Annotated in this window: 12 protein-coding genes; 2 read left to right on the forward strand and 10 right to left on the reverse strand. The window is 72.9% G+C overall.

Annotated elements, in window-relative coordinates:
- Positions 1-55: 55 nt before the first annotated feature.
- The 6 genes from O7543_RS14200 to O7543_RS14225 form a co-directional block, all read right to left on the reverse strand.
- Positions 56-1,393, reverse strand: coding sequence for a DEAD/DEAH box helicase (locus O7543_RS14200; RefSeq protein WP_281553385.1), 1,338 nt, complete (start codon positions 1,391-1,393; stop codon positions 56-58).
- Between the two features lie 163 nt (positions 1,394-1,556).
- Positions 1,557-1,760, reverse strand: a complete 204-nt coding sequence (locus tag O7543_RS14205; RefSeq protein ID WP_123605346.1) for a cold-shock protein — start codon at positions 1,758-1,760, stop codon at positions 1,557-1,559.
- 242 nt (positions 1,761-2,002) lie between these two features.
- Positions 2,003-5,353, reverse strand: a complete 3,351-nt coding sequence (locus O7543_RS14210) for a UvrD-helicase domain-containing protein (RefSeq protein ID WP_281553384.1) — start codon at positions 5,351-5,353, stop codon at positions 2,003-2,005.
- On the reverse strand, positions 5,350-8,781 hold the full coding sequence (locus O7543_RS14215; RefSeq protein ID WP_281555444.1) for an ATP-dependent DNA helicase: 3,432 nt from the start codon (positions 8,779-8,781) through the stop codon (positions 5,350-5,352). The genes O7543_RS14210 and O7543_RS14215 overlap by 4 nt, the downstream gene beginning before the upstream one ends.
- Positions 8,782-8,872: 91 nt before the next feature.
- Positions 8,873-9,418, reverse strand: coding sequence for a TIGR00730 family Rossman fold protein (locus tag O7543_RS14220; RefSeq protein WP_281553383.1), 546 nt, complete (start codon positions 9,416-9,418; stop codon positions 8,873-8,875).
- A 14-nt stretch (positions 9,419-9,432) separates the two neighbouring features.
- Positions 9,433-10,344: a TIGR00730 family Rossman fold protein gene (locus O7543_RS14225; RefSeq protein ID WP_281553382.1), complete on the reverse strand. Its 912-nt coding sequence runs from the start codon at positions 10,342-10,344 to the stop codon at positions 9,433-9,435.
- 234 nt (positions 10,345-10,578) lie between these two features.
- Here O7543_RS14225 and O7543_RS14230 point away from each other — a divergent pair, with 234 nt between their 5' ends.
- A complete protein-coding gene (locus O7543_RS14230; RefSeq protein ID WP_281553381.1) occupies positions 10,579-10,731 on the forward strand; it encodes a hypothetical protein in 153 nt (50 codons plus the stop codon).
- 7 nt (positions 10,732-10,738) lie between these two features.
- On the opposite strand, the gene dapE is transcribed toward O7543_RS14230, so the two are convergent.
- Complete coding sequence (gene dapE, locus O7543_RS14235; RefSeq protein WP_281567450.1) at positions 10,739-11,812, reverse strand: succinyl-diaminopimelate desuccinylase; 1,074 nt, start codon at positions 11,810-11,812, stop codon at positions 10,739-10,741.
- Positions 11,813-11,920: 108 nt separating this feature from the next.
- On the opposite strand from dapE, the gene dapD reads away from it, so the two are divergent.
- Positions 11,921-12,877, forward strand: coding sequence for a 2,3,4,5-tetrahydropyridine-2,6-dicarboxylate N-succinyltransferase (gene dapD, locus O7543_RS14240; RefSeq protein WP_281553379.1), 957 nt, complete (start codon positions 11,921-11,923; stop codon positions 12,875-12,877).
- 100 nt (positions 12,878-12,977) lie between these two features.
- Here the strand turns inward: dapD and O7543_RS14245 are convergent, their stop codons facing one another.
- The 3 genes from O7543_RS14245 to O7543_RS14255 form a co-directional block, all read right to left on the reverse strand.
- Positions 12,978-16,388 (reverse strand): S8 family serine peptidase, encoded by a 3,411-nt coding sequence (locus O7543_RS14245; protein WP_281553378.1) that lies wholly within the window; start codon positions 16,386-16,388, stop codon positions 12,978-12,980.
- A 155-nt stretch (positions 16,389-16,543) separates the two neighbouring features.
- Positions 16,544-19,666 (reverse strand): EAL domain-containing protein, encoded by a 3,123-nt coding sequence (locus O7543_RS14250; RefSeq protein WP_281553377.1) that lies wholly within the window; start codon positions 19,664-19,666, stop codon positions 16,544-16,546.
- A gap of 192 nt (positions 19,667-19,858) precedes the next feature.
- Complete coding sequence (locus tag O7543_RS14255) at positions 19,859-20,521, reverse strand: SIMPL domain-containing protein (RefSeq protein ID WP_281553376.1); 663 nt, start codon at positions 20,519-20,521, stop codon at positions 19,859-19,861.
- Positions 20,522-20,526 lie beyond the last annotated feature (5 nt).

Raw genomic sequence — 20,526 nt, forward strand, 5'->3', positions numbered from 1 at the left:
GGGCCGGACCGCATCTGGGTCCGGCCCGGTCCGGGTCTGATCCGGGTCTGGCCGGTCAGCGGGCCGCCGGACGGCGGGCCGGGCGACGCCGGCCGCCCGGGCGACGCCCCGGACGCCGACCGGTACCGGTGCCGTCGGCGGTGCCGGCCGGAGTGTTCTTCGCCGCCACGGCCCGGGTCGGCGCGGGGAGCGTGACCGGCACCCCGGACGGGGTGCGGGCGCCGGTGACCCGGGCCAGTTCCGCGTCCGCCGGGCTGACCGAGCTGCGCTGCGGCCGGATCTTCGCGGCGGCCATCAGACGGTCCATGTCCCGCCGCTGCTCCGGCAGGACCAGGGTGGCCACCACTCCGGCGGCACCGGCCCGGGCGGTACGCCCGCCCCGGTGCAGGTAGTCCTTGTGGTCCGCCGGCGGGTCGACGTTGAGCACCAGGTCGAGGTCGTCGATGTGGATGCCACGGGCCGCGACGTCGGTGGCGACCAGCGCGGTGACCTGACCGGTCTTGAACTGCTCCAGGATGCGGTTGCGCTGCCCCTGGGACTTGCCGCCGTGCAGGGCGGCCGCCCGCACCCCGCTGGCGAGCAGCTGGCGGGCCAGCCGGTCGGCGCGGTGCTTGGTGCCGATGAACATGATGACCCGGCCGTCCCGGGCGGCGATGGCCGCCGTGGTCGCCGGCTTGTCGGCCGCGCTCACGTGCAACAGGTGGTGGCTCATCGCGCCGACGGTGGCGGTCGACGGGTCGACCTGGTGCGACACCGGGTCGGTGAGGAACTCGCGGACCAGCCGGTCCACCCCGCGGTCCAGGGTGGCCGAGAAGAGCATCCGCTGCCCGCCCGGCGCGACCTTGCGCAGGATCGTGGTGACCTGCGGCAGGAAACCCATGTCGGCCATCTGGTCGGCCTCGTCGAGCACCGCCACGGTGACGTCGTCGAGCTGGCACGCGCCCCGGTTGACCAGGTCGTTGAGCCGACCCGGGGTGGCGACGACGATCTCCGCACCGGAGCGCAGCGCGTCGGCCTGGCGTTGGATCGACAGGCCACCGACGACGGTGACGCAGCGCAGCCGCACCGCCCGGGCGTACGGCTCCACCGCAGCCGTCACCTGCTGGGCCAGCTCACGGGTGGGGACCAGGACCAGGGCAAGTGGCCGACCGGGGCGGGCGCGCCGCCCTGCGGTACGGGCCACCAGCGGCAGCCCGAAGGCGAGGGTCTTGCCGGAGCCGGTGCGGCCGCGGCCGAGGACGTCACGGCCGGCCAACGAGTCGGGCAGCGTCGCCGCCTGGATGGGGAACGGCTCATTGATGCCGTTGGCGGTCAACGCGGCGAGCAGGCTCGCCGGCACACCGAGGTCGGCGAAGGAGGGCGTCTGGACGTGAAGAATCGTGGTGGTGCTCATATGACCGGATCGGCCTTCCGCTAGCGAGGTGGCACGTAGCGAGGAAGGCGCCGGGCGACAGGGTCGCCAGCAGCGGGTCACAAGCACGAACCAGGGTGGGACTTGCTGCGGTCCGGCTCCCGCCGCTCAGGCGGCGGGAGCCGGACCGTTCGTACCGAACAGCTCAGAGCGGGCGGATGTTGGCCGCCTGCGGGCCCTTCTGGCCCTGGGTGATCTCGAACTCGACCCGCTGGTTCTCGTCCAGGCTCCGGTAGCCGGAGGACTGGATGGCGGAGAAGTGGGCGAACACGTCGGCACCGCCCTCATCCGGGGTGATGAAACCAAAACCCTTGTCCGCGTTGAACCACTTGACGGTGCCTACTGCCATGTAACTCTTCTCCTTGATGGAACGATCGGACCCGAGACTGCCTGCGGGCCGATGTGAGATCCGCGCTTACTACGCGGACCGGCGTCGCGGTGCTGATCGCCCCATCCGGAACAGAGTCCGGACACAACAAAGAGCGCCTGGGCCGAGACCCCACAGGCGCTCGCACTGTCACTGTGACCGGCCGGCCGGCGGGTAGCACCGGGGACGGCACGGGGAACCAATACTGCAACACCGCCAGGCTATCACGAATCCGACGTGCCACCCAGCAACGGCAGATCATTGATCAGCTTCGCCAGCCCGGCCCGGTCCAGCAGGTCAGCCGGCCGCACGGTGACACCGTCGCGCACGTAGTGGAACGCGGCCCGGACCTGCTCCACCGGCACCCCGGCCAGGTCCGCCCAGGCCAGCCGGTACGCGGCGAGCTGCACCGCCGCCGCGGCTTCGGCCACCCCGGTCGGTTGCCGCCCGGTCTTCCAGTCGACCACGTCGTACCGGCCGCCCGGACCGGCGAACACCGCGTCCATCCGGCCACGAACCACCACCCCGGAGATCACCGTGGCGAACGGCACCTCCACCTCGACCGGCACCCGGCCGGCCCACTCGCTGGCCAGGAACCGCTCCTGCAGCTCCAGCAGGGCGTCGTCGGGTGCCGCGTCGGCGTCGGCGGAACCGGGCAACTCGTCGACGTCCAACAGCCGGTCCGCGCCGAAGCGCTGCTCCAGCCAGGCGTGGAACGCCGTCCCCCGCCGGGCGTACGGATCCGGTCGACCGGGCAGCGGCCGGCGCAGCGTCCGGGCCAGCCCGAACCGGTCCCGACGCAAGGCCACCAACTGCGACACCGACAACTGGTCCGGCAGCGGCACGTCCACCGGCCCGACCCCGTGAGCCAGCTGGTCCCGCTCGGCGAGCAGGATCCGGGCCTCCGCCCACCACCCCGCCGACGGCTCATCGTCCGGCGGGTCGACCGGCCGGTCCATCGCCTGGCGGACCAGGTTCGCCGCCTCCGTCATCCGGGGCCGCTGCGCGCCCAGCGGATCGGCCGGCCACTCGGCCCGGACCGTCACCTCGTCGATCGGGTTCGCCGCGCCCGGCAGCGGCTCCGCCGCCCAGTGGTCCACCACCCCCGCGCCGGCCAGGCAGTCGTCGTGGATCTCCCTGAGGAACACCGACGGCCCACGGTGCCGTTTCACCCCGGCGCCCCACCAGTAGCCGGAACAGAGCAGCAGCCGGCGCGGCCGGGTGACGGCCACGTACGCCAGCCGCCGCTCCTCCCGCTCGTCGTGCTCGCGCCACCGCTTGCCGAACTCGGTCAGCTCCCGCTCCACCGCCTTCTGGTCCTCGGCGTCGTCGAGGACCAGCGCCGGCAGGCCATCCGCGTCGCCGCGCAACGGGAACGGCAGCACCCCGAGGCCGTACAGGTAGTGGTCCGAGCCGCGCACCGCCCCCGGCCAGACGTCGCGGGTCAGCCCGGCCACCGCCACCACGTCCCACTCCAGGCCCTTGGCGGCGTGCGCGGTGAGGATCTGCACCGCGCCGGACACCACGTCGATCTCGCCGGGGCTCAGCCCGCGTTCCTCGTCCTCGGCGGCGTCCAGGAATGCCAGGAACGCCGACAGGGTCGCGGTGTCCGACTCACCGGCGAACCGGGCGGCGACGTCGCCGAGCGCGTCCAGGTGCCCGCGGGCCAGCCCGGCGTCACCGCCGCCGGCCCCGCCGGCCCGCACCGCCACCTCCACGTCCAGGCCGGTGGTCCGCTCGACGTCGGCGATCAGGTCCGGCAACGACTGGTCCAGGCGTTGCCGCAGCAGGGCCAGCTCCCGGCCGTACCCGCGCAGCCGGGCGTAGCCCTCCGCCGAGTACAGCTGGGCCGGCCCCGGATCGGCCAACGCCTCGACCAGGCTGGCCTCGTCGAGCCGGTCGACGACGATCTCCGGCTCAGCCGCCCCGGCCCGGGGCAGCTCCCGCCGGGCGTCGGCGATCGCCCGGGCCCGCCGGTGCAGCGCCACCAGGTCCCGGGGACCGATCCGCCACCGGGCCCCGGTCAGCAGCCGCAGCAGCGCCGCGCCGTCGGTCGGATCGGCCAGCACGCGCAGCGTACTGACGACGTCGCGGACCTCCGGGGTGTCCAGCAGGCCGCCGAGACCGACCACCTCGACCGGCAGGCCGCGGGCCCGCAGCGCCGCCTCGACCGCCGGGATCTGGCTGCGCACCCGGACCAGCACCGCGCTGGTCGGCCGGGCGTCGACCGGGATCTCGTCACCGCGACCCGGCTCGACGCCGGCCGCCCCCCGCCAGGCCGCCAACATGCCGTCGGCGATCCACTCGGCCTCGTCGAGCACCGTGTCCAGCAGCGCGCAGTGCACCGTCGCGGCCGGCGCGCCCCGGGCCGTGCGGCCCGGAATCGGCGGAGCGACCTTCGCGGCGGCGGCCAGCGCCGCCACCCGGGCCCCGGCGGTCCGCAGCGGGCCGGACAGCTGGTTGGCGACGCTGAGGATCTCCGGCCGATTGCGCCAACTGGTGGTCAGCGTCAGCGACCGGGCCGGGGTGCCGTCGGCACGGGCGAACTCGCCGGGGAACCGGTCCAGGGTGCCGGCGCTCGCCCCGCGCCAGCCGTAGATCGACTGGCACGGGTCACCGACCGCGACCACCGGATGCCCGCCGCCGAACAGCGACCGCAGCATCACCACCTGGGCGTGGCTGGTGTCCTGGTACTCGTCGAGCAGCACCACCCGGTAGCGGTCCCGCTCCAACTCGCCCACCGCCGGATGGTCCCGGGCCACCTGCGCCGCCCGGGACATCTGGTCGGCGAAGTCCATCGCCTCGAAATCGGCCTTGCGCTGCTGGTACGCCCGGACCAGCGGCAGCAGCCGCAGCCGGATCTGCTGGATGGTCAGCGCCCGCCGCACGTCGGCGTACACCCGGCCGGGCCGGGACTGCACCTCGGCGAAGAACCGGCCGGTCCAGCCGGCCAACTGGTCCGGGGTGACCAGGTGCTCGGCCAGTTCCCCGGCGAGCGCCAGCACCGCGTCGGTGACCGTGCCCGGCGCCCGGTCCACCTCGGACATGTCACCGTCGTAGTTGCGGACCAGGAAGTCGACGATCTGCCAGCGGGACGCCTCGGTGAGCAGCCGGGCCGACGGCTCGTACCCGGCCCGCAGCCCGTGTTCGGTGACCACCCGGGCGGCGTACGAGTGGTAGGTCGCCACCATCGGCTCGCCGGCCAGCGGATCCTCCTCCTCCCGGCGACCCTGCCGGCCGAGCTGGCGGACCAGTTGTCCCAGCCGGGTCCGGATCCGGTGGGCCAGCTCACCGGCCGCCTTACGGGTGAAGGTGAGGCCGAGCACCTGCTCCGGGCGTACCTGGTCGTTGGCGACCAGCCAGACCACCCGGGCGGCCATCGTCTCGGTCTTGCCGGACCCGGCCCCGGCGACCACCAGCAGCGGCTCCACCGGGGCGGCGATGATCGCCGCCTGCTCCGGGGTCGGTGGCGGCAGTTTCAGCAGCCGGGACAGCTCCTGCGGGGTGTAGCGCGGCCCGGCGTCAGGGCGGCGGCGCGGCGGCGGAGCGGCGGCGAACAACGACTGCTGCGTCATCCGTGCTCCGCTGGTGGTTCGACGACCTGCCGGCCCTTGCCGGAGACCGGGCAGCTGGTCTTCACCGGGCAGACCCGGCAGCTGGAGTTGGCCACCGCCGAGAACGTCGACGCCGCCATCGTCTGGGCGGTACGGCGGACCATCGCCGTCGCCCAGCCGGCGTCGTCGGTGTCGGCCAGCGGCTCCTGCTGCTGCTCCTTCGCCTCCTTCACCGGGGTACCGAGCTGGACCAGCGCCGCGCCACCGGCGTCGTCGCCGTACTCGGCGAACGCCCCCGCCTCGACCGCCGCCTGGTAGGCACCGAGCTGCGGATGCTCGGCCAGCTCGGCGGCGGTGACCGAGGTCGACTTGCCGGTCTTGAGGTCGATCACCACCAACCGGCCGTCGGCGTCGATCTCCAACCGGTCCACCCGGCCGGTCAGCTCCACCGGCTGCCGCGGGTCGTCCAGCCGTACGGTGAACTCGTGCTCGATCGCGAGCAGCCGGCGCGGGTTGCTGGCCAGCCAGCGCAGCAGCTTGTCGACCATGCCTTCGGCGCGGGCCAGCTCCGGACCGGCCATCCAGCGGGCGGCCAGGTCGATCGCGTCGAACCGGGCCGCGACGTACTCCAGCAGTTTCGCCCGGTCGACGCTGGCGTCCTCAGCGAGCATCGCCGCCGCGTGCACCAGGTTGCCGACGCCGGCCGCCGCGCTCGGCTCGCCCCGGCCGCCGTGCCGCTCCAGCAGCCAGCGCAGGCTGCACCGCAGCGCGCTCTCCATGGTCGACGGGGTGACCCGGACCGACTCGCCCTCGTCGACCAGCGGCCGGTCGTCGGAGAGCGGCCGCAGCCCCCACCAGTCGTCCGGGTGGGCACCGGGCACCCCGGCGACCGCCAGCCGGCCGAGCACCGCCGCCGCCTCCTGCCGGCGCTGCGGCTGCGCCGTCTGGTCGGTGACCACGGTACGCAGCTCGGCGACCAGCGCCGGCAGGGTGAGCGACCGGGGCGGCCGGCCGACCGGCAGGGTCGGCAGCTCCTCGCCGTCGGCATCCACCGTCGACACGCCCAGCTCGTGCAGGAACCGGCTCGGCTGCTCCTCGTGGTCCAGCCCGCCGACCCCGGCGGAGGCGACCGCGGTGACCAGCAGCCGTCGGCGGGCTCGGGTCACCGCCACGTAGAACAACCGCCGCTCCTCGTCGAGCAGCGCCGACGTCTGCGCGACCAGCGACGCGGTGAGCCCGGCGCCGTCGGCCCGGCCGGTCAAGACATCGACCAGCCGTTCCGAACCGAGCAGGCTGCCGCGCAGCCGCAGGTCCGGCCAGACACCCTCCTGCACCCCGGCGACCGCCACCACGTCCCATTCGAGGCCTTTCGCGGCATGCGCGGTGAGCAGCCGGACCGCTTCGCCGCGGTCGCCGCTCGGCGCCAGGGTGTCGGCCGGCAACTGCTGGCCGAGCACATGGTCGAGGAAGACCTCGGTCCGGGCACCCGGCAGCCGATCGACGAACCGCGCGGCCGCGTCGAACAGCGCCATCACGGCGTCCAGGTCCCGGTCCGCCGCCGCGGCCCGCCACCGCGCCCCGGCGTCGGTCACCCCACCGACGGGTACGGTGCCGGCCGGCCCGCCCGGGGTCCGGCCGCGCAGGATCGCGCCGAACCACCGGTCGGCCAGACCGCTGGTCTGCCACACCGCCCAGAGCACATCCTCGGCGGTCGCACCCGGCCGGGCCGCGGTGTCCCGGGCGGTGGCCAGCAGCGCCGCGACCGCCTGCGCCGGTGCCGCCCAGCGGCGTTCGATCGCGGCCAGCTCCGCCGGATCGCGCAACGCGTCGACCAGCAACTCACCGGAGGGACGGCGGTCACCGGCGGCCAGCGCCAGAGCCCGCAGCCCTTGCCGCAGCCGCCGCTCGGCCAACGGATCCGCCCCGCCCAGCGGGGAGTGCAGCAGCGCGACCGCCGCCTCCTCGTCCAGCCGGTCCGGCTCCAACGCGCAGCGCAGCAGCAACAGCAACGGCGCCACCGCCGGCTGCCGGTGCAGCGGCAGGTCCTCCGCGTGCACCACGGTCGGTACGCCGGTGACGTGCAGCGCCCGCTGCAGCGGCGGCAGCTGCAGCGTGGTGGAGCGCACGATCACCGCCATCCGGGACCACGGCACCCCGTCGATCAGGTGCGCCACCCGCAGCGCGTGCGCCAGGTAGCCGGCCTCGCTGGTCGCCGAGCGGAACACCCGTACCGCTACCGGGTCGGCCCGGTCCGGCGTCGCGCCGTCGGCCGGCGGCGGGTCGGCCGGCGACCGACCGACCGGCCCGCCGGCCGGGGCCGGGCGCAGCTCGCGGTGGCCGGCCGGGCCACGCAGCCGCCGGGCCACCCGACCGGTCGCCACCAGCAGCTCCGGATCGGTGCGGTAGCAGACCGGCAGCAGGATCTGCCGGGCGGGCGCGCCCGAGGCAGTCCGGAACCGGTGCCTGAACGCCGGCACGATGCCCGGATCGGCGCCCCGGAACGCGTACGTCGAGGAGTCCGGGTCGGCGAACACGACCAGCGGCCGCCCGCCGCCGGCGAGCAGGCCGAGCAGCTCGACCTGCGCCGGGTCGGTGTCGGCCAGTTCGTCGACGTAGATGTAGGACAGCCGGCCCCGTTCGGCCTCAAGCAGCGGCGGATCGTCGGTGAGCAGCCCGGTGGCGGCCCGGACCAGCTCGGCGTGGTCGTAGCCGATCGAACCCCGGTTGCTGACGTCGCGCAGCGCGAGAACCGCGACGTACTGGCGCAGGAAGCGGGCCGCCGCCGGCCAGTCTGCCCGGCCCAGCCGTTCACCGAGCCGGGCCAGCTCAACCGGCCCGACACCACGTTCGGTGGCCCGCTGCAGCAGGTCGCGCAGCTGAGTGGCGAACGCCCTGGTGGGCAGGGCGGCGCGCAACTCCGGCGGCCAGCCGACCGGGTCACCGATCTGGTCACCGATCTGATTGCCGGCCGGGCCGGTGGTGGCGGCGGTCGGGCCGTCCAGTCCGGTGGCCCCTGGCTGCGGGCCGGCCACGTCCAGCAGTTCGCGGATGATCAGATCCTGCTCGGGGCCGGTGAGCAGCCGCGGCGACGGCTCACCCCGTTCGGCGGCGGCACGGCGCAACAGGCCGAACGCGTAGCCGGGAAACGTTCGTACCAGGGGTTCGTGCAACACCCGCCGGGAGCCGGCGGCGATCGCCGCCTCGATCCGTCGGCGCAGTGCGACGGCGGCCCGCCGGTTGAAGGTGAGCACCAGGATCCGCTCCGGGTCGGTCCCCTCGGCGACCCGGGTGGCGACCGCGTCGACCAGGGTGCTGGTCTTGCCGGTACCCGGACCGCCGACGACCAGCAGCGGTCCGTCGGTGTGCGTGACCACTGCCTGCTGCGCGGAGTCGTCGAAGCGCGCCGGCTCGGCCTGCGCCGGCCGGCGGACCAGCCGGTACGCCTGCACGCCGCTCATCTCACCACGACGATGGGACAGCTGTCGGCAGCCGGGTGGCCGGCACGCCGGGTCGCGGGCACGCCGGACTGCAGGGATCCGGTCAATCGAGCCGGGCCTCGATCTCGTCCAGCGCCGCCGGCACTGAATCGACGACAATCAGCATCTCCCGGGCCGACCACCCGACGAACGCCGTCTCCGCCAGCGCCGTCAGCCAGTCCAGCAGCCCTTGGTAGAAGCCGTCGGTGTCGACGAGGACCACCGGTTTGCGGTGCAGCCCGAGCACCGCCGTGGTCCACACCTCGAACAGTTCGTCCAAAGTGCCGAGGCCGCCGGGCAGGGTGACGAACGCATCCGACTTTTCGATCATCAGCGTCTTACGGCTGGCCATCCCGTCGGTGACGACGAGTTCGTCGGAGCGGGTGTCGGCCACTTCCAGGTCGACCAGCGACTGCGGGATCACCCCGAGGGTCCAGCCGCCGCCGGCCCGGGTGCCGTCCGCGAGCGCACCCATCATGCCGACGCAGCCGCCGCCGGAGACCAGGGTGTGCCCACGCCGGGCCAGCTCCCGTCCGGTCTCGGCGGCCAGGTCGAGCCACCGCTGCTCAAGGGTGCGCGACGAGGCGCAGAAGACTCCGATCGCGGCCATCCGTGCTGCTCCTCTCACTCCGCCGGCCGGTGGTCCCCGGCCGGTGCCCGTTCGTCGGCCTGCCGCTCGGCCGCGATCTGGGCGTGCGCCGTCTGGCGCAGCGCCTCCTGCTCTGCGGCGAGGGCGGCGTCCGCGTCGACGATGTGCCGTACCGCCTCGGCGACGTCGTCGGTCAGGCAGAGCAGGTCGAGATCGGCATCGCCGATCCGCCCCTGCGCCTGCATCGTGTCACGCAGCCAGTCGACCAGTCCGGACCAGTACCCGGTGCCCATCAGCACCACCGGGAACCTGGTCACCTTGCCGGTCTGCACCAGGGTGAGCGCCTCGAACAACTCGTCCATGGTGCCGAACCCGCCGGGCAGCACCACGAACGCCTGGGCGTACTTGACGAACATGGTCTTGCGGGCGAAGAAGTAACGGAAGTTGATGCCGACCTCCACCCATTCGTTGATGCCCTGCTCGAACGGCAATTCGATGCCGAGCCCCACCGACACGCCGCCGGCCTCGGTGGCACCCCGGTTGGCCGCCTCCATCACACCGGGACCGCCGCCGGTGATCACGGCGTAGCCGGCACCGGCGAGCGCACGGCCCAGTTCTTCGGCGAGCCGGCATTCAGGGCTGCCCGACGCGCTGCGGGCTGAACCGAAAACACTGACCGCCGGCGGCAGATCAGCGAGAGTGTCGAACCCTTCGACGAACTCCGACAGGATTCGCAGCGCCCGCCAGGAATCCTTGGTCTTCCATTCGCCACGGGCCCGTGAATCGAGCAGACCCTGATCGGCGGTGCTGCGGCGGACCGCTTCCCGGCGCAGGGTCACCGCGCCCCGGTGCCGCTCCGACCCCGGTTCGTCGGGTGTCGGGCCAACCCGGTCCGGTCCCGGTCGGGATTGGTCGTCTGGCGCGCGATGGTTGTTCGACTGGTCCATCTGGACAACCGTAGTGGGCGGCGTGCCGTGCTTGACGCGGCCGCCCGCGCGTGTCCAGTGCGGACGCCGAACCGCCCCGCTGCGACGCTAACCCGGCCCACGATGAGAAAGGTGATGTCAATCTTGCGTCAAGTGCAACCAAATCGGCTGCGGCTACGTCTCCATCAACAGATACTGGGTGCGCCGGACGGTGGGGAGGACGCCGTCACGGCACCTTCGGGGGGAGGAGTAGTCATGATGACACGTAGCGAACTCATCCGGGTCCGGCGGCAGATGCACCGCCGGATCCGTGTCGTGGTGGCCGAGCGCCGGGTTGCCGGCGGGCGAGCGCTTCCGGCTGAGCCGGTGGACGACACCGTCGAGCAGGAGCCGGCACTGCTGCGGTGACCCCGGTTCACTCCGGCGTCAGCCAACGCCGGAGTGTCTCGGCACCTTGCTGAATCTTGTCGATCTCCACGCGCTCGTCACGGGCGTGCGCCAGGTTGGGGTCGCCGGGGCCGAAGTTGAGCGCCGGGATGCCCAGCGCGGCGAACCGGGCGACGTCGGTCCAGCCCAGCTTCGCGACCGGCGGCTCGCCGACCGCGGCGAGGAACTCCCGCGCCGGAGCCGACGTCAGTCCGGGCAGCGCCCCATCGGCGCAGTCGACCACCTCGACATCGAACCCGGCGAGGACCTCGCGGACGTGCTGCTCCGCCTGCCGCCCGTCGCGGTCCGGCGCGAACCGGAAGTTGACCTCGACGTCGCACCGGTCCGGGATCACGTTGCCGGCCACCCCGCCGCTGATCCGGACCGCGTTCAGCCCTTCCCGGTACTCACATCCGTCGATGACGACGGTCCGCGCCGAATAGTTGCCCAGCCGGCGCAGCACCTCACCGGCGGCGTGGATGGCGTTCACCCCGCGCCAGGACCGGGCCGAGTGGGCCCGGCGGCCGGTGGTGCCGACCACCGCCCGCAGGGTGCCCTGGCAACCGGCCTCGACAACGCCGTGGGTCGGCTCGTGCAGCACCGCGAAGTCGGCTGACAGCCACTGCGGGTGGGCCTCGGCCACCAGACGCAGCCCGTTGAACCGTGAGTCGATCTCCTCCGCCTCGTAGAACAGATAGGTGACGTCGTACCTCGGCTCGGCGACGGTAGCCGCCAGATGCAACGCGTGCGCCACCCCGGACTTCATGTCCGAGGTGCCGCAACCGTAGATCAGGCCATCGGCCTCCCTGGACGGGAAGTTGTCCGCCAGCGGCACCGTGTCCAGATGCCCGGCGAGCACCACCCGCCGGGAACGCCCCAGCTCGGTCCGGGCCATCACGGTGTTGCCGTACCGCCCGGTAGTCAGCCAGGGCACGACGGACAGTGTCTGCTCCACGCAGTCGGCGATCCGCTGCTCGTTGCGCGACACCGACTCGATGTCGACCAAGGCGCGGGTCAGGGTCACCGGATCGGCCAGGACCTCGGGGGTCAGCGGGTTCACCATGGCTGGCACGGTACCGTCTCGGCAGGGTCGACTCGTCCGCTGATCACCCGGATCGCCCGGACGTCGGCCCACTGGTGACACGTACTCCGATCGGAAGGCGACAATTCGGTGACGGTTTCGACGCAGCCCGCCTGGGGCATCGGCCTGGCCACCTGCACCGAGCAGGGCCAGGTGCTGGACACCTGGTATCCGGTCGGCCAGCTAGGGCTCGGCGAGCGTCCGCCGGCCGCGAAGGGCACCACACCGGCCGGACTGCCCGCCGGGGTGGTCGGCCCCCGGGCACTGCCCGGACTACGTACCGAGATCGTGGTCGTCGAGATCGGTTCACTGGCCGACCCGATCGCCGACGCCGCCGACGCGTACCTGCGGCTGCATCTGCTGTCCCACCGGCTGGTCCGGCCGAACGAGCTCAACCTGGACGGCATCTTCGGCCGGCTGGCCAACGTCGCCTGGACCTCCGGCGGACCGTGCCCGCCGGACCGGGTCGACGAGCTGCGGCTGATCGAGCGGGCCGCCGGGCGGCACCTGGCGGTGTACGGGGTGGACAAGTTCCCCCGGATGACCGACTACGTGGTGCCGTCCGGGGTGCGGATCGCCGACGCCGACCGGGTACGGCTCGGCGCCCACCTGGCGTCCGGGACGACCGTGATGCACGAAGGCTTCTGCAACTTCAACGCCGGCACCCTCGGCACCTCGATGGTCGAGGGGCGGATCGTCGCCGGCGTGGTGGTCGGTGACGGCTCCGACGTCGGGGCCGGCGCGTCGATCATGGGCACCCTCTCCGGTGGCGGCACCGAGAAGGTCCGCATCGGCGAGCGCAGCCTGCTCGGCGCGAACGCCGGCATCGGCATCTCGCTGGGCGACGACTGCGTGGTCGAGGCCGGCTGCTACATCACCGCCGGCTCCAAGGTGACCCTGCCGGGCGGCCGGGTGGTCAAGGCCCGCGAGTTGTCTGGGGTCGACGGGCTGCTGTTCTGGCGCAACTCAGTCACCGGGGCGCTGGAGGCCCGGCCGCGTACCGGTGCCGGCATCCAGCTCAACGAGGCACTGCACGCCAACAGCTGATCGCGGACCGGCCGGTGCGGTGAGTCGGTGGCGGCTCCGCCGAGGTCGGCCGGTGCCCCACCCGCCGCTACGGGGCGGGCAGGGCACCGGCCGGCGCGGGTCAGCGCCGCGCGATCCGGTACGCCTGGATGATTGTCTGCCGTGCCGTGTTGCCGGCCCGGTCGGTGACCGACGCCCGCAGCGACACGTAACCGTCCCGGTCCGGATGGTGGACCGTGGCGGTCCAGCCGGCCTTTGCGGACCGTACGTCGGCCGGCAGCCAGGTCTGTCCGCCGTCGTAGGACACCTCGACCGTCGGCCGACGGATCCCGATCCCGACCACACCCGGCTGGTGGGCGACGGTGAACGGGATCTCCATCGCCCGCCCGGCGACGGCGGTGTTGCCGGCGTCCACCGACGGGGTGAACCGCACCGCCATCACCGGCAGCGCCGCCACCTGGTCACGGGTCACCGGACCGGACGGGAAGGTCCACGCCCCGCTGACCGACGTGGAGAAGTCCCCGACGTCGTGCGTCGCCGACACCTCCAGCCGGTAGTCGGCCTGAGCCCGTGGCACCGGGAACCGGCCGTAGCCCGGCTCCGGGCTATCCCCGATCAGCTTTCCGCTGCGGTACAGCGCGGTCCGCGCGGTCTCCGTCACCACCCCGCCGAGGTGGCCCTGCGCGTCGCCGAACATCGGCACCTGGACGTCGACGACGTTGCCCCGCCGGCTGACCCAGGCACCGTCGCCCGGGACGGCCGGGAACACCGGCCCGTACGGTGCCAGGTTCCAGGTGTCCAGGATGCGTTTGCCGGGCTGGTGGCGGCTCGGTGGTGAGACCAGCACGGCGGTGTTCTCCGGCCAGAGCTGACCGTCCACCGCCCGGCCGAACTCCAGGGAACTCTCCCAGGTCGACGTGCTCGACACGCTGTAGTGCTCCACCCGCACGCTGGGCAGCTCGACCGGGGTCACCAGCGCCCATCCCCCGATGTCCTGCTCGCCGTGGCCGGGGAAGACCAACCGGTCGGTGCGGTCGCCGTGGCTGACCCCGCGGAACCGGTGCCGGACGGTGGCCAGCTCCCGGGGGCGGTAGTGCCGGGTGAAGCCGGTGGGCAGCCGGTCGGCGAAGAGCTCAGTCAACCCGTAGAAGTACGGGCTGGCGGTGAACCCGTCCGCGCCGTCCGGTCGCAGCCACTGGCTGGCGATGCTGGCGCTGAACTCGCCCGTGCCCGACGGACCGCCCTCGTGGGCGGCGGAGAGCCCGTCGAAGGTGTCGGCCAGCACCCCGATCCCGGCACCCATCTGCGGGGTGCGGTAGTAGAGGCTGACGTCGACCAGCGCCGGACGGGCGGTCGGCTCGGGCACGGTCATCCGGACCGGTCGGGCGGTACGGGCGTCGAACAGTACGGTGCGGTCAGCGTCCAGCCGCAGGTTCGACCGGACCAGAACGGCGAGCTCGTACTTCTGTTCGCCGGTCTGGCGTTGGATGACGCTGGACAGCCCGTACCGGCCGGCGGGCAGCCGGGTGGTGACCCGCCCGGAGCCGTCCGAGGTCCACGGCATCGCGTCCGCCATCTGGTCCAGGCCGACCGCGACGGTCCAGTAGTCGTCGGTCGCCACGCCGGCCTGGTTGACGTGGACGAAGGTCAGGTCGTAGCTTTCCACTTCCCGGTGGACGCCGAACGGGGTGACGACGCGCTGACCGGCACCGGTGGCAATCAGATGGCCGGAGTAGTAGCCGTTCTGGCCACCGACGCTGGTGTCCGCGGTCAGCGTCACTGCTTCGGTGCCGCCGGCCGGTACGGTCAGCGTGGTGGTGCCGGCCCGGAACATTCCCGCCGGTGCGCTGCGGCCGGTCGGACCGACGGCTTCGACGGTGAGGGTCAGGGTCTGCGGCTTGCTGCCGGTGTTGCGGTAGGTGACCTTCTCGACGATCGCCGGGTCGTCGTGGTGCGGCCAGTCGGCGCGGCCGAACGACACGCTGGCAGGTCGGCTGATCAGCTCCTGGGTGACGGCGCGAACGACGTCCACCCGGCCGGCACCCTGCGGGTAGGCGCCGGTGCCGGACCGCGGTGTGGCCGACGCCATCAGGCCGGCCTTCAACCGCACGGCGGTCCAGTTCGGCCGGCGCTGGGCGAGCAGCGCGGCGGCTCCGGCCACGTGCGGCGCGGCCATCGAGGTGCCGGAGGCGGCGACGTAGTGCTCGTCGACCGGATCGGCGAGGGTGGTGCCGGCGGCGCGGGCCGCGACGATCCCGACGCCCGGGGCGGTGATGTCCGGTTTGACCGCGTCGTCACCGGTGCGCGGGCCACGGCTGGAGAAGTCGGCGAGCGTGTCGTCGCGGTCCACCGCGCCCACGGTCAGCGCCGCGTCGGCGCTGCCCGGCGAGCCGACGGTGCGGTCCGCGCCGGAGTTGCCGGCTGAGATCACGAAGAGCGCGCCGGTCTGCGCGGTGAGCGTGTCGACCGCCTTCTCCAGCGGATCGGTCTGCGGGGTGTCCGGGCCACCGAGGCTGAGGTTGACGACGGTGGCCCGCTGGTCGGTCGCGGCCCACTGCATGCCGGCCAGGATCGCCGACTCGGTGCACCAGGACGACTCGCACACCTTGCCGGAAACCAGGGTGGCGTCGGGGGCCACTCCCTGGTTCGCCCCGCCGGAGGCGGCACCGCTGCCGGCGATGATCGAGGCGACGTGGGTGCCGTGCCCGACCCGGTCGGCCGGGTCCGGGTCGTCGGTGAAGTTCTCCGACCGGGCCACCTTGCCGGTCAGGTCGGGGTGGTCGGCGTCGACTCCGCTGTCCAGTACGGCGACGGTCACCCCGGCCCCGGTGAATCCGGCGTCGTGGGCGGCCGGCGCACCGATCTGCCCGACGCTGCGGTCGAGCAGCAGTCGCCGTCGGCCGTCCAGCCAGACCCGGGCCAGGCCGGAGGCGGTGGCCAGGGCCCCGGCGCGGCCGGTGGCCTCGCCGGGCGGGGCCGGGTCGGTGCCGGTGACCGCCGCCCAGAAGTCGGTTGCCGCGTGCTTGTCGGCGGTCAGCGCGGCACCGCCGATCGCCGGCAGGTCCCGTGTGATCCGCGCGCCGGCAAGGCCGCCGGCGGCCCGGCGGGCGGCGTCGGCCGGGGCGGCGTACTCGACGAGCAGCGGTAGCCGAGCGGTGGCGGCGTCGTGGTAGCCGGACGAGATCAAATCGGTGACGTTGAACAGTCGCCGGTCCAGCACGCCGGTGCGGATCAGCGGCTGCGCGTCGGCCGGTACGACATACCGGCCGTCGGAGCTCTGGTAGGTGTGGAACCGCAGGTGGTTGCGGTCCGGGGCGGGTTGGACGGCGGTGCCGGCGCGGGTGACGACGACCCGGTCACCGGTGATCAGGGTGACCGCGGTCGCCGGGTCGGCACGGACCCGACTGACCGGGTCGTCGGGGTTCGGTGCCGGTTGGGCGGCGGCCGGTCCGGGCCGTCCGACACCGATCAGCGTCGCGGTCAGTACGGCGATGAGCGTGGCGGCGTGGAGTCTCCTGGATGGATTGGACATCGTGAACCTCCCCGGTAGACGCCGCAGCGGGCGTCAGGGTCGTGATTCCGAAGCCTCAGGATTACATACCCGGTATGCACTCACTCGACCCGAAACTCGGGGCAATATGGACAGGATTTGCACTCAAGGTTGCCGTTCGACTACTTATAGATCATCTAGGGCTGCGGCAACCCGACCGGCCGCCCACCGGCCAGCCAGGCCACCGCGTCCGCCTCGGCGAGCGGACGGGAGAACAGATAACCCTGCCCGTAGCCGCACCCCAGGTCTCCGAGGAGGTTCCGGTCGGCTACCGTCTCGATGCCCTCCGCCACCACCTGCAGACCGAGCGAGTGCGCCAACCGGATGATCCCGTCCACCAACGAGCGCTGCCGTTGCGAGAAGGCCATCTCCGCGGTGAACGAACGGTCGATCTTGAGCACGTCGATGGGCAGCTGACGCAGGTAGCTGAGCGAGGAGAACCCCGTACCGAAGTCGTCGATGGCCAACCGGACACCGAGCTCACGCAGCTGCGCCAGGTCCGACCAGACCTGGTCGTCGTTCTGCAGCAGCAGACTCTCGGTCAACTCCAGCATCACCGAGTTCGCCGGCAACCCGGCGGCGATCAACTCGCGACGGACCTTGCCGGTGAAGCCGGCGACCCGGAACTGCCGCGCGGAGACGTTGATGCTGACGTACGGGGCCTCACCCACCGGCAGAGCGGCCCGCCACTGGCTGACAGCGGCGAGCGCCCGGCCCAGCACCCAGTCGCCGATCGGCTCGATCAGCCCGGTCTCCTCGGCCACGTCGATGAACTGGTCCGGCCGCAGCAGTCCCAGGCTCGGGTGCCGCCACCGCAGCAACGCCTCCAGCCCGACGGCGTTGCCGCTGGCCAGCTCGATGATCGGCTGGTACACGACGGCGAAGTCGGACTCCGGCGCCGACCGCTCCAACGCGGTGCGCAGCTCCATCCGCCGGATCAGGCTCACGTGCAATGCCGGCTGGTACCGCCGCCAGCGGCCCTTGCCCGCACCCTTGGCGACGTAGAGGGCAAGATCCGCGTGCCGCAGCAACTCGTCGGTGCCCCCGGCGTCCGAGGTGGTCGCGACCCCGACGCTGACCGCGCCACCGACCATCCGCCCGGCGAGCCGGAACGGCTCGGCGAAGGCGGCGACCACCCGCTGCGCCGCCTGCTCCACCTCGGCCGGGTCAGTCGCGTCATCGACCAGCGCGGCGAACTCGTCGCCGCCGAGCCGGGCGGCCGCATCGGCCGACCCCAGCGTGGCCGCCAACCGGTTCGCCACGGCGACCAGCAGCTCGTCGCCGGCCTGATGGCCCATCGTGTCGTTGACGACCTTGAAATCGTCAAGATCGATGAACAGGACGCCGACCGCGAGTCCGCTGCGCTGGGCGCGGGCCACCGCCTGCTGCACCCGGTCGTGGAACAGCACCCGGTTCGCCAGCCCGGTCAACGAGTCGTGGAACGCCCGGTGCGTCAACTCCTGCTCCAGCCGACGTCGCTCGGTGACATCCCGCAGGGTGAGCACAAGACCGCGTACCGCCCGGTCCGACCGCAGGTCACGGCAGCTCACCTCGACCTGCACGGTGCTCCCGTCGGCGTGCCGCAGCCGCCAGTCCGGCCAGTCGTGCGGCTCGCCGGAGGAGCGGACCAGGGCCAGCCCTTCGAGCACCCGCCCGTGGTCCGGCGGATCGACCAGGTCGGTCAGCTGCCCGCCGTCCGGTGCCGGCCGACCGAGCACCGTCTGCACCGCCGGGCTGGCGTACCGGACCGCGTCGCCGTCGTCGACGATCAGGATGATGTCCACGCTGTTCTGCACCAGGGCGCGGAAGTACACCTCCGCGTCCCGCCGGTTGATCTCGTCACCCAGCCGGATCCGTTCCAATGCCATCGTGGCGTGACTGGCCAGCACCTCGATGGCGTCGCGCAACGCGTTGAGGACGCTGGTCTCGGCCGAGACCAGCAGCACCCCGGCCCGCGGGCCGAGCGCGTCGGGCCGCGGCCGTGCCGGCACCGGACCGGGCGGCCGCTGCTCCGGCAGCACCAACGGGCAGAGCAGCGCGAACGGAAAGGACCCGAGCTGGTGGGCCAGCATCGGCGTCAGAGCCGGCCGACGCAGCAGCCGGGTACGCCGTACCGCTGCGGTCGACGGCAGCAACGTGCCGGTCGCCGTCGCCGGCACCGACGGTCCCCAGACGCTGCTGGCCAGCGCCGGCACACCTCCGGTGCGGTTGAGTACCAGCACCAGACGGTGATCGACACCCTCCGGTACGATCCGGGCCAGCCCGGACCGTACCGCGTGATCCACCTGCGCGGCGTCGGCCGCCGAGACCAAGGCGGCGCACGCGTCCCGCAGCCCCTGCTCCCGGCGGACCGTCTGACGGTGCGCGGCGAGCACGTCGCCGAACCTGCTGAGCACCAGCGCGAAGACCACCGCCGAGGTGATTGCCAGCATCGCCCCGTCACGGATCCGCCCGGTCATCGCCTCGACCAGCAGGATCGACGGGGAGATCATGGTGGCCAGGATCAACAGCACCGCCCACGGCCGGCTGATCCTGCCCTGCTCGATCTCGACCGGCTCGGACAGCTGCGCCATCGACGGATGCAGCCCGGCCGCTCCCCAGGTGAGGTACGTCAGCAGCCAGCCGAGTTCGATCGGCCCGCCCGGCTGCCACTGCTCGCCGAGCGTCGTCAGTCCGTAGAGGATGTCACCGACGAGCATGCCGGCAGCGCCGACGAGCAGCAGCACCAGGGCCGGGGTCCGGGAATTCGTGGCCAGGAGACGAATCATCACGGCCAGAATCAACAGGTCCCCGAGGGCGTACGCGGCGAGCATCGACCGTTCGACCGGCTCCAGCCCGGGAGCGGTGATGTACGGACCGATGATGAAGATCCAGGCGAGCAGTACGGCGGTGCAGACAAACGTGAGGACGTCGAGCAGACGTGACCGGTCGCCGAGCATCCGGCTGCCCTGGGTCAACATGAACAGACCGACGGCGGTGAGGACGAATACCGTCAGATAGCACAGTTCACTGACGATTGTGCCGGGAGAAATCGCGTACGTGGTGTCGCCGGCAGCGAGCATCACCAACGCGGCAGCGAGACTCCACCACGCCGCGGCCCGTTTCGGCCGGTAGCGGCGGATACCGAAGACGATTCCACCAGCGCTCGTGAGCCCGAGCGCCGGCCACAGCACCGGATGCCAACCGGGGGCAAGAAGGATCCCGGCGGACAGCAGGATCATCACCGTGGCGTATCCACTGGTGAGCTTCCGGACCGACACGGGCCTCCCCTCAGGCCGGACGTCGACACGTGGCAACGCCTACAACTGACCCGTCGACGCCCGGACGATCCATTCACCGCCGGGCAAAACATCCACCGCTCGGTTTACCAGTCCGACAACGCGTTGGCCATACTTCTGCCGGGCAATGGTCGGCAACGATGAGACGTCGATCCGGATGGGGCAGTTCACCTGTCACGATGGACGCAGTACCGCCGGAGCAGAGATGGTGAATCGGGCCTCCACGACCGCCTGCACCGTCTGCACCTGCGGGTCGAGGTCGAGCTGTGGCGCGGGATCCGCCATCTCGGTCGCGGCGAACGCTCGGGGGGCGCCACGCAACATCACCGGCTGCGGCGCGGACATCCCGTGGTCGGCCAGTTCCACCAGGCCGGTCACCTCCGCGCCGAGCGCGTCGGCGTAGTCGCGCGCCCGGGTGATCGCCTCGGCGATCGCCGCCCGGCGGGCCTGGCCCAGCTCGGGACTGGTCGGCCGCAGCGACCACCACGGCCCGCTGACCTGGACCTGGTCCTGGCCGGCCAGCCGCATCATCAGCTCACCGAGCACAGTGAAGTCAACGACCGTGACGGTGGTGGTGACGCTGGCGTGGTAGGCGATCACCCGTTCCCCGGAGCGTCGCCACTCGGGCCGCACCAGCAGCGCGCCGGACTCCCGGCGCTCGATCGCCGGCCCGTACCCGTCGATCAGGGTGCGGACCGTGTCGCCCCGCTCGGCGAGCCGGGCCAGGGTGCCGGAGCGGTCCTTGCCCCGGGCGACGGCGGTCACCCCGAACCGGGCCAACTCGGGGGGGACCTCCCGGGTCACCTCTCCGCGCACCGCCACCACCGGAGCATCCATCCGGC

The organism is Solwaraspora sp. WMMA2080, assembly GCF_027497395.1.
Lineage (GTDB): Bacteria > Actinomycetota > Actinomycetes > Mycobacteriales > Micromonosporaceae > Micromonospora_E.

Coding starts and splice junctions, on each gene's coding strand:
- O7543_RS14200 (WP_281553385.1), bottom strand. CDS start 1,393: ATGAGCACCACCACGATTCTTCACGTCCAGACGCCCTCCTTCGCCGAC.
- O7543_RS14205 (WP_123605346.1), bottom strand. CDS start 1,760: ATGGCAGTAGGCACCGTCAAGTGGTTCAACGCGGACAAGGGTTTTGGT.
- O7543_RS14210 (WP_281553384.1), bottom strand. CDS start 5,353: ATGACGCAGCAGTCGTTGTTCGCCGCCGCTCCGCCGCCGCGCCGCCGC.
- O7543_RS14220 (WP_281553383.1), bottom strand. CDS start 9,418: ATGGCCGCGATCGGAGTCTTCTGCGCCTCGTCGCGCACCCTTGAGCAG.
- O7543_RS14225 (WP_281553382.1), bottom strand. CDS start 10,344: ATGGACCAGTCGAACAACCATCGCGCGCCAGACGACCAATCCCGACCG.
- O7543_RS14230 (WP_281553381.1), top strand. CDS start 10,579: ATGATGACACGTAGCGAACTCATCCGGGTCCGGCGGCAGATGCACCGC.
- dapE (WP_281567450.1), bottom strand. CDS start 11,812: ATGGTGAACCCGCTGACCCCCGAGGTCCTGGCCGATCCGGTGACCCTG.
- O7543_RS14245 (WP_281553378.1), bottom strand. CDS start 16,388: ATGTCCAATCCATCCAGGAGACTCCACGCCGCCACGCTCATCGCCGTA.
- O7543_RS14255 (WP_281553376.1), bottom strand. CDS start 20,521: ATGGATGCTCCGGTGGTGGCGGTGCGCGGAGAGGTGACCCGGGAGGTC.